Source organism: Halalkalibacter alkalisediminis (assembly GCF_028610705.1).
Lineage (GTDB): Bacteria > Bacillota > Bacilli > Bacillales > Bacillaceae_D > Halalkalibacter > Halalkalibacter alkalisediminis.
On the sequence record NZ_JAQQWT010000034.1, the window covers coordinates 19,828 to 28,356 of the forward strand.

The window sequence follows — 8,529 nt, forward strand, 5'->3', positions numbered from 1 at the left end:
TCCGGCTGGGCCCTCTGGACCGGTTGCTCCGGCTGGGCCCTCTGGACCGGTTGCTCCGGCTGGGCCCTCTGGACCGGTTGCTCCGGCTGGGCCCTCTGGACCGGCTGGTCCGGCTGGGCCCCGTGGTCCAGGAGGACAGATGCATTTTTTCTGTGGCTGTTTTCGAATCGGATAAATTGGACAGCATCCTTTATATGGCTTTCCAAAAATTGACACATGTATCATCTCCTTTATCACTATACCAATAGATTATGTCCTCAATAACATATCTGATTGGGTAAAAAGGAAACAAAGTATGATTAGTTTAATTCAATAAAAAACAATCAAACTAACAAATAATGTTATGATAATAAATCGTTTAGGTGAGAATTAGGGGCATATGTCTTATTACGAACAGAGAAGGGATTTCGTTTTAAACCTTGTGAAAGTTATTTAAATCGTTTAACAGATCATTTCCGATTTACTGGAGTTGTACAACCTAATCAAAACAACTTTTGCGGATTGGGAGCAAGCGGTCCAAATGATCCTGGAGCAAGTTTTGCTACACCAAGAGAAGGTGTACTCGCTCATATTCAACATTTATTTGCCTATGCATCTACTAACCCGTTACCAGACAAGTATCCATTAGTTGACCCTCGCTTTGATTTAGTAAAAAGAGGATCTGCTAATACATCGATCTCTTTAAACGGAAAATGGGCTGTTCCAGGTCACAATTATGGGCAATCGATTTTGAATCTTTATGAGCGAATCATTCAATCTTCTATGCAAAACTTATAGAACGTCCTTCAAGAACTAAAATCCTAAATTCTCTATCTATTTTCTAGAAACCGTTCTTCTATCTTAGTTTCAGAAGTTGGACTTCCGTTTGTGATAGTCTAATTTGTTGATCAATCCTCCCTCTAAAAGTTAAATTATCTTCTGAATACTCGTGTATTCTTAATTTACTCTTACACCAAATACTGGATAGAGGTTTCAATCGTGGTATTAAACACCGATACGGTATCACAAAAAAAAAATTGTGACTTATGCTCGAGTGCTAACTAGCGTGATCGCTACACCCAAACAGTGCATCCCCAACTGGTATTCTATCAATAACTCATTCGTCGTAGGGTTGATCACTTATACAGTATTATCAGAAAAATATGTAACATCATACGCGCTACTCTAGGACCCATTCCCATTTTATTCTTCTACCTATCTAGTAATTTATTTCTCATCTACTATTGTTAATGACATAAAGTATTATTTGAAACGGACAAGGGCCGATTATGCCGATTATTATGTAGAAGTCCTCCTATGAAAATTCATAAGAGGACTTTTTATACGGAGAATTCGAGCTCCCGATACCCGTTAGGAATGTCCCGATTGGGAGGAACGTTCTTTGATACTGATGAGCCTGAACTCCATCAAGAGAAGTTCGACCTGTGTGTAGATGTACTCCGATTGTCACTATGCGAGACAGTGAGATCATCTAGTTTGATAATCCTAATTATTGATAACGTTTCTCTTAGAGAAATTTTTAGCATCGCTCTAATAAGATCAATACCTCCAATAATGTAAACGATCCTCCTACCAAAAAGGAAACAGAGAACCATTTCTAAAACCTTTTATAAGGAAATCTTTTCAGACAACTGTTTTTTGTTTTACGGTTACTTTTTTGGTACTACCTGTCCCTACCTTCCTATTTTCTTCAACACCTCGTCCAAAGGCTCAGGCTTCAAAAACTCCACAGGCGAAACCCCCTTCTCAAACGTAAACGCATCCCCTTCAATCACAATCACATATCTTCCGTTCACCTTCGCAATATGAAGGCATTCACCCTATATTTTCTGTTGTCTTCAAAAGCAATCTCAGATACTGCTTTAAAGTTACTATATAGGAGTTTTAATCAATTTCATTTAGAGCAAGTTATTGGTACAAACTTTTCCTCAGAGTGGACATATAATTTTAATACATCATTAACTTATCGATAGTAAAAGGGAGGGAGTTACAATGGATAATTTAGCTTTACAATATCAAGGACAACTTGTTGAAGTTAGAGATCATTATGGAAGAGTTTATAGAGGGGTGATAGATGGAGTGAATCAACAAAGAGGGTTGTTTCTTCGCACTTCTCCTTTTAGGAGAATTTTCATACCATTTTTCTTAATCACTTCTCTCTTTCTTTTAAGTCGCTTTTTCTAATACAGCGAAAACATGATTTGAAAGGGGGTTTAATAGTTGTCTAATGTACCTGTTACTGGATTTTTGTATCATTCTGATGGGGATGATCCTCTTCATTCTCATAACATGTTTATAACAACATGGGATGGTCAACCTATTCATACCCATGAATTTAAAGGGGTTACGACATTTGATGTAGGGCATGATCACCGATATGCAGGAACAACAGAACCTGCACCAAGTGGAGTGCAACATACTCATCGCTATTGTACCTTTACAACTTTTGATGCTGAACATAAACACGTAATTCGCGGGGTAACCGGACCAGCAATATTCCTCCCAGACGGAAGACATTTCCACAAATTCAATGGGGTTACTTCTGTTGATGGTCCAACACCACATAGACACAGATATTGTGGTAAAACAAGTTTGTAAAACAACAAATAATGAAGAATTTATCCTTTTGTTCTGTTTTAACGGGCCAGCATTTTAGTGGTTGGCTCTTTTTTATTCCTATGATTTTAAAAATAAGGATAATTATATAATTTACATAACAGCCGTCATTGTTTGTCCTGTCAACTTTCGTATGATTGCATTAAATAGTGTGAGAGCTCTCAATAAAATAATTATTTAAGGAGTGTATTGACCTGTCTCACAAGCCAGTTAGATCCAATTTTGAGTTAATCGTTGTGCTGTTTATCTTATTAATCATCGTTGGAACAGCGTTTGTTAGATCTTACTAAAAAAGCAAATGGAACATCTTGTTGATAGAGCCAATTAGATATTGGCTCTTTTTAGTTAGTTTTTCACGCAAGAAAGTTATCAGTTCAACCGAGAATTGCTATTAAGCTAACTATACGACCGTTAAATAAATGTAACTCATATCTCCCTGTACAAATGACCGTAAATTGCAAAAAAATTTCACTACTATTTTATACATAGATCATCACATTTTGGTCGCATACAGGTTACCTCCCTATCTTCTTCAACACCTCGTCCAAAGGCTCCGGCTTCAAAAACTCCACCGGCGAAACACCCTTCTCAAACGTAAACGAATCCCCTTCAATCACAATCACATACTTCCCGTTCACCTTGGCAATATGAAGGCATTCTCCAAAATCAGATAACATGGCCTTCACATCAATATGGTCAAGCTTCAGCTTTAACGGAATCTCTGGCTGATGCTCAATAATTGGTGCAGAAGCTTCCACAACCTGCTCTGGAGTCCACTTCTCCTGCATTTCACGAACAGGTGTATTTGACCAAGCCTCAATATACTCTTCCTCTTGTTGACGTTCTGGACTCTCCTCCTGATACGTTTCCGCAATGTGCTGCTGTGCCATTTGAATGACTTGTGTTTTAACAATTTCAGGCATCGATTGGTGGTATTCTACAAACTTTAAAAAATCCTCAAAATACCTTGCATGGGACGATTGATGAATTTTCAGCTCCCACTCCTCCACCATCCCCTCTTCCGGCATGTAGGGGTTAGCTTGGTGTTTCCCCTATAATATCAAGTATTTATTCCTTTAATTATTGTATAGGTCACTAAATAGGTCACATCTGAATGATTTTATTCAATTCTTCCGATACCGACTTTTGCATATTAGGCAAAACATGACTATAAGTATCTAATGTTGTTCCAATCTCAGAATGACCTAACCGTTCAGAAATTAACTTTACATTAACGTTTTGTTGAATAAGAATCGTCGCATGAGTATGTCTTAAGTCATGAAACCGAATTTTTGGAAGGTTGACTTTTTCTGAAAGGTTATAGAACTCTTTACGAAAGTTTCTTGGTATTATTGGTTTTCCATTCTTTGTACAAAGAACCAAATCAAAGTCATTATACTCCTGACCAAGTTGCAATTTTTCTTCAATTATTGTCTTTCTATGAGTCTTTAGTGCCAAAAATAAACTATCTGGAATGTGAATAGAGCGAACACTAGACGTATTCTTTGCTCCATTTTTCAGTTCTGCATCTTGCGTTAAGGTTTGCCTAATAAAAATCGTTTGTTTCTCATCATTAATATCCTTCCAACGAAGTCCTAATATTTCACCTTGTCGCATTCCTGTAAAGATAGCCAGAAGGAAACCAATGTAACAACGTGTTAGGCGTTTGACCTTTTTAGATTTGCGAAGGAAATCATTAACTTGCTCTAAAGTCCATAGATTCATTTCTTTTCTTCTAATCTTTGGAAGTGTTATCCCAATTGCAGGATTGTCCTTAATTAATTTAATGATTTTAGCTTTTTTAAACGAAGCATGCACAATACGATAAACTAAGATAATCGTATGCTCCGAATACTTATTTTCACGAATTAAATCATTAATGAATTTTTGAATATGCAATGGATAGATTTGTTGAATTTTAAAATGACCTAGCTTCGGCTTAATATGGTTCTTGTAGTAAATAAAATGTGTTTCAAATGTAGATTTCTGAAGAAGGTTTTTTCTTTCTTCAAACCATTCTTCCATAAAACTCAAGTAAGTTATTTTTGATAAATCAATAAATTCCTTCTCTAATAATTCTGCCTGTAACCTTGTCATTGCTTCCATTGCAAGACGTTTGGTTTCAAATGCTCTTCTTCTAATTTGTTTCCTTTTCCCACTTGTTGGGTTAAACCCACAATTAAAAACAAAGTCCCACTTACCTGTTTTTTTATTTTTCGTAATACTTCCTTTCACTTCTTTAAGACCTCCATTTATTCTCAAAGACAGTAAAAAGACTTCCATATATATTATACAATGATTCCCATAACAAAAAACACCTGCAAAACTGCAAGTGTTGAATTTTAATATCTTAATAATAAAAACGATTTTGAGTCGTCACTAAAGTGTAACCACCGTAAACCATTGGTATAATGCTATTTATCAATCAATTTCTTAAAAATGTGTCATACGACCTGTCAATTTATATACCTATAATAACCAATATTGATAAGCAGGTTCTATTAAAATCTTTCCCACTTTCTTTATCAATAAAAATATCTCTCTCACTTATTCCCAAATCATAAACTTCTTTTAATTGTCTTCCAAATTCTGGTCTTTACTTGATACTCTTATGTAAGCAAAAGTTTTTTTACTCATAGTTTATCAGTCCCTTTTAGGTTATCTTAATAGATTTCATAAATTTATCCTTATAGAAACTCCTTAAACAATGACCAACACATTCTCTTAAATAACTCAGGTGAATATTATGGGGAAAATCACACATATTTTCAGCATATAAATTCAATTGAGGAACATAGTATTGAATCGGAATTTCAGAAACAAGTTTTCTCCCCATGTGGAGGTACTTAGACCTGTGTTCATAAAAATCAATGAATTGCTTATCTAAAAGTTCTTTAACATAACCACTAGGCAAATATCTATAAGCAATTTGAGAAATTCTTTTAGATATTTGATACTTTACTTGACCACATGAACCACATTTCTCTTCTTTAAAACCAATCAAACTTATAACCTCTAGAGCAGATAAATACATGGTTGTAGCTATCTCAGATTGAGATATACCAATCCTTTCATATAGGCTATCCTCGTATTTCTTATATATCTGTTCTTCTTGCATTCTAGCAGTATGAAAGTGATTACATGCACTTAAAAATAAAACCAAGTCTTCTTCATCTTTTCTTTTACAATCTGTTAACAAATCTAAAAATTGTTTACCTTTTTTTGAAATTGTTCTATACCCCCAATATAGTGAATTTTCATCCATAAAATCTCTTTCTATGAAAGTTTCTTCAAATTTTAATTCATCATAATTATCGTATTCATCGACTGACCAAAAGATATCATCCGTTTCTACTGATAAAAAATCCATTACATCATTAATTACTTTATTTGCCTGATAACCACAATGTTTTTCATCATAAACATTAATCTTGAATTTCATTTTAAATCCTTTATCATTTATAAATTTAATTTCAAAATTTTCACCTGTGTATGGCATAATAGGAGATGTTGATTGAATATGAGCATCAATAAATAATTCTTTATATTCCCCTATTTTTTTCCTAGTAGCCTTTACTACCTTCTTTAATCTATTATAAAGTTCAGTACCTTTTACAATATCTAAATTTTTTTTTGTAGATTCAAAGTACAAATTATGAATACTACCTTTGTTTTCATAAGATATCATGACTGCTATAGAAAAATCTTGATTAATATGCATATAACCAAAAAAAACCCTTTGTTTTGAACCATTTTTCTTAGGTGCGTAATTCCAATCACATCGTCCAAACTCTTTTTCCATTTCAGCCCATAAACATCTTAAAAACTCATTAGATTCTTCTACTTTTTTCGTTCCAATATGAATTTCCATTATAATCACCTTTTTATATTTATCTTTAATATCATTTTGCAAATACTTTTCTTTTTATATTTTACCAAAAAAATCCTAATTTAAGGGAAAATGAATATAGCCATTGAATTGTACCACCCTTGCCATGTTTTTGGTCCACTGAAGACAAGTTATTGTTCCACCTCTGCCATACAGAGGACCACCCTTCTTTATAATTGAGATGCACCTATTGGTGCAAAATCAATTATTTAGGAGGTTTTTTTGTGGTCAAATATCGGGAAATCTTGAGGCTTCACGCTCAGGGAATCAGTCAAAGGGGCATTGCCTCAAGCACTTCAAATTCTAGAACAACGATACGGGAGGTGGTGAAGAGAGCTGAAGAGCGTAACGTAAGCTGGCCATTAGAAGAAGACATGACTGATCAGGTTCTACAAGATTTACTTTTTCCTGACAAGCACACTTCTGTTGATTTTAGAAGAAAGCCAGATTGTGACTACATTCATAAAGAACTAGCGAAACCAGGGGTCAATTTAACGCTTTTATGGGAGGAGTATTCTCTCAGCTGCCGATCAAACGAGGAGATTCCATATAGCTACCGACAGTTCTGTAGAGTCTATCACGACTACGCCCGAAAAACGAAAGCGACAATGCGTATCAAACGTAAACCTGGAGAGATCCTTGAGGTGGATTGGGCAGGTCAAACAATGTCAATAAAAGATCATCTTACAGGTGAAGAGATTCCAGTGTATATCTTTGTCTCTGCACTTCCGTGCAGTCAATATGCCTATGTAGAAGGCTTTTTGTCAATGAATGCAGAGTCATGGGTCACAGCTCATATTCACGCATTTCAATTTTACGGAGGCGTTCCTAGAGTCGTTGTTCCTGACAACCTTAAAACAGGCGTAGTGAAAGCTTCAAAGTATGAACCCATCATCCATACAGGCTATCAGGAGATGGCCGAGCACTATCATACGACAATCGTGCCAGCACGCGTTCGCCACCCTAAAGATAAGGCAAGTGCTGAAAGTACAGTAGGTCATATTTCAACATGGATTATTGCTTCTCTTCGAAATCAAGAGTTTTTTAGCTTAATAGAGTTGAATGATGCGATTTCGGATAAGCTCAAGGAATTTAATCACAAACCATTTCAAAAAAAGCAGGGAAGCAGACATACGGCATTTAAAGAAGAAGAGCACTTCGCATTAACACCGTTGCCTGCTTCAACATACGAAATCGCAACCTGGCGAATTGCGACCGTACAATATGATTATCACATAGTTGTGGATAAAATGTATTACTCAGTTCCCTATGATTACGTAAAGTATCAGGTCGATATTCGAGTCACAAGAACCATTGTAGAAGTGTTTTATAAAGGATTACGCATCGCATCCCACAAAAAACTTAAGGGAAAACAAGGACAATTTAGTACATTGTCTGATCATATGCCCAAAGAACATAAGCAATATATTGACTTTGATACTTCGTATGTACGGCAATGGGGAGAGACAGCCGGTCCTAAAATCTTGACCACCATTAATAGTATCCTCTCTTCTTATCGAGTTGAAAAACAAGCTCTAAAATCTTGTTTGGGTTTAATTAAATTGGCAGATCAACATTCAGTTGAACGTGTAGAAAAAGCCTGTGAACGTGCGCTAATCTACACATCTAGACCCACACTTAAAAGTATTCAAACCATCCTTAAAACCGGACAGGACAAACTCACTGTAGCTATTGAAGAGGAGAGCACTCGAAAAGAAGTTAAATCCAACCCTTACGGTTTTACAAGAGGCGCAGACTATTATGGAGGTAAGAACTAATGACAACTGAAAACACTTTATCCAAACTTAATGATATGAGAATGACTGCAATGGCAGAGAGATATATGGACCAATTGAAAAATCCTGAATATCAGGACTTATCGTTTGAAGATCGTTTCGCTATGCTTGTAGACATTGAGTGGGGTCGCCGAAAGAATGCCAAACTTGAGTAAGCGTCAAATAATACACACATTCCAATAGCCCGGGTCCCATGCGATACTCTAATCAATAATGATGAAAGGGTGT

Annotated in this window: 8 protein-coding genes and 4 pseudogenes; 6 read left to right on the plus strand and 6 right to left on the minus strand. The window is 35.8% G+C overall.

The features are described 5' to 3' along the window. On the minus strand, window positions 1–216 hold a 216-nt coding region (locus PQ474_RS22185), incomplete at its 3' end, for a hypothetical protein (protein ID WP_273847780.1). 285 nt (window positions 217–501) lie between these two features. Here PQ474_RS22185 and PQ474_RS22190 point away from each other — a divergent pair. Further along, the gene (locus PQ474_RS22190; RefSeq protein WP_273847781.1) at window positions 502–777 is read left to right on the plus strand and encodes a hypothetical protein; all 276 of its coding nucleotides are present in this window, start codon (window positions 502–504) and stop codon (window positions 775–777) included. Between the two features lie 896 nt (window positions 778–1,673). On the opposite strand, the pseudogene PQ474_RS22195 reads toward PQ474_RS22190, so the two are convergent. Continuing rightward, window positions 1,674–1,820, minus strand: a pseudogene (locus tag PQ474_RS22195) (DUF3898 domain-containing protein); the annotation flags it as partial. Between the two features lie 172 nt (window positions 1,821–1,992). Between PQ474_RS22195 and PQ474_RS22200 the strand changes: the two are divergent. From PQ474_RS22200 to PQ474_RS22210, 3 genes are all read left to right on the plus strand, one after another. Next, the gene (locus PQ474_RS22200) at window positions 1,993–2,184 is read left to right on the plus strand and encodes a hypothetical protein (protein ID WP_273847782.1); all 192 of its coding nucleotides are present in this window, start codon (window positions 1,993–1,995) and stop codon (window positions 2,182–2,184) included. A 36-nt stretch (window positions 2,185–2,220) separates the two neighbouring features. Then, window positions 2,221–2,598, plus strand: coding sequence for a YmaF family protein (locus PQ474_RS22205; protein WP_273847783.1), 378 nt, complete (start codon window positions 2,221–2,223; stop codon window positions 2,596–2,598). A 212-nt stretch (window positions 2,599–2,810) separates the two neighbouring features. Continuing rightward, window positions 2,811–2,906 (plus strand): YjcZ family sporulation protein, encoded by a 96-nt coding sequence (locus tag PQ474_RS22210; RefSeq protein ID WP_390187558.1) that lies wholly within the window; start codon window positions 2,811–2,813, stop codon window positions 2,904–2,906. 225 nt (window positions 2,907–3,131) lie between these two features. Here the strand turns inward: PQ474_RS22210 and PQ474_RS22215 are convergent. The 4 genes and pseudogenes from PQ474_RS22215 to PQ474_RS22225 form a co-directional block, all read right to left on the minus strand. After that, window positions 3,132–3,650: pseudogene (locus tag PQ474_RS22215) on the minus strand (DUF3898 domain-containing protein); the annotation flags it as partial. 70 nt (window positions 3,651–3,720) lie between these two features. Further along, window positions 3,721–4,851 (minus strand): site-specific integrase, encoded by a 1,131-nt coding sequence (locus tag PQ474_RS22220; RefSeq protein ID WP_273847784.1) that lies wholly within the window; start codon window positions 4,849–4,851, stop codon window positions 3,721–3,723. A 262-nt stretch (window positions 4,852–5,113) separates the two neighbouring features. Next, window positions 5,114–5,253 (minus strand): annotated as a pseudogene (locus PQ474_RS26685) (recombinase family protein); the annotation flags it as partial. Between the two features lie 16 nt (window positions 5,254–5,269). Then, window positions 5,270–6,487: a hypothetical protein gene (locus PQ474_RS22225; RefSeq protein ID WP_273847785.1), complete on the minus strand. Its 1,218-nt coding sequence runs from the start codon at window positions 6,485–6,487 to the stop codon at window positions 5,270–5,272. A 242-nt stretch (window positions 6,488–6,729) separates the two neighbouring features. Between PQ474_RS22225 and istA the strand changes: the two genes are divergently transcribed. Further along, the gene (gene istA / locus PQ474_RS22230; RefSeq protein ID WP_273847786.1) at window positions 6,730–8,283 is read left to right on the plus strand and encodes an IS21 family transposase; all 1,554 of its coding nucleotides are present in this window, start codon (window positions 6,730–6,732) and stop codon (window positions 8,281–8,283) included. Further along, window positions 8,283–8,453: pseudogene (locus PQ474_RS22235) on the plus strand (AAA family ATPase); the annotation flags it as partial. The gene istA and the pseudogene PQ474_RS22235, both read left to right, overlap by 1 nt. Window positions 8,454–8,529 lie beyond the last annotated feature (76 nt).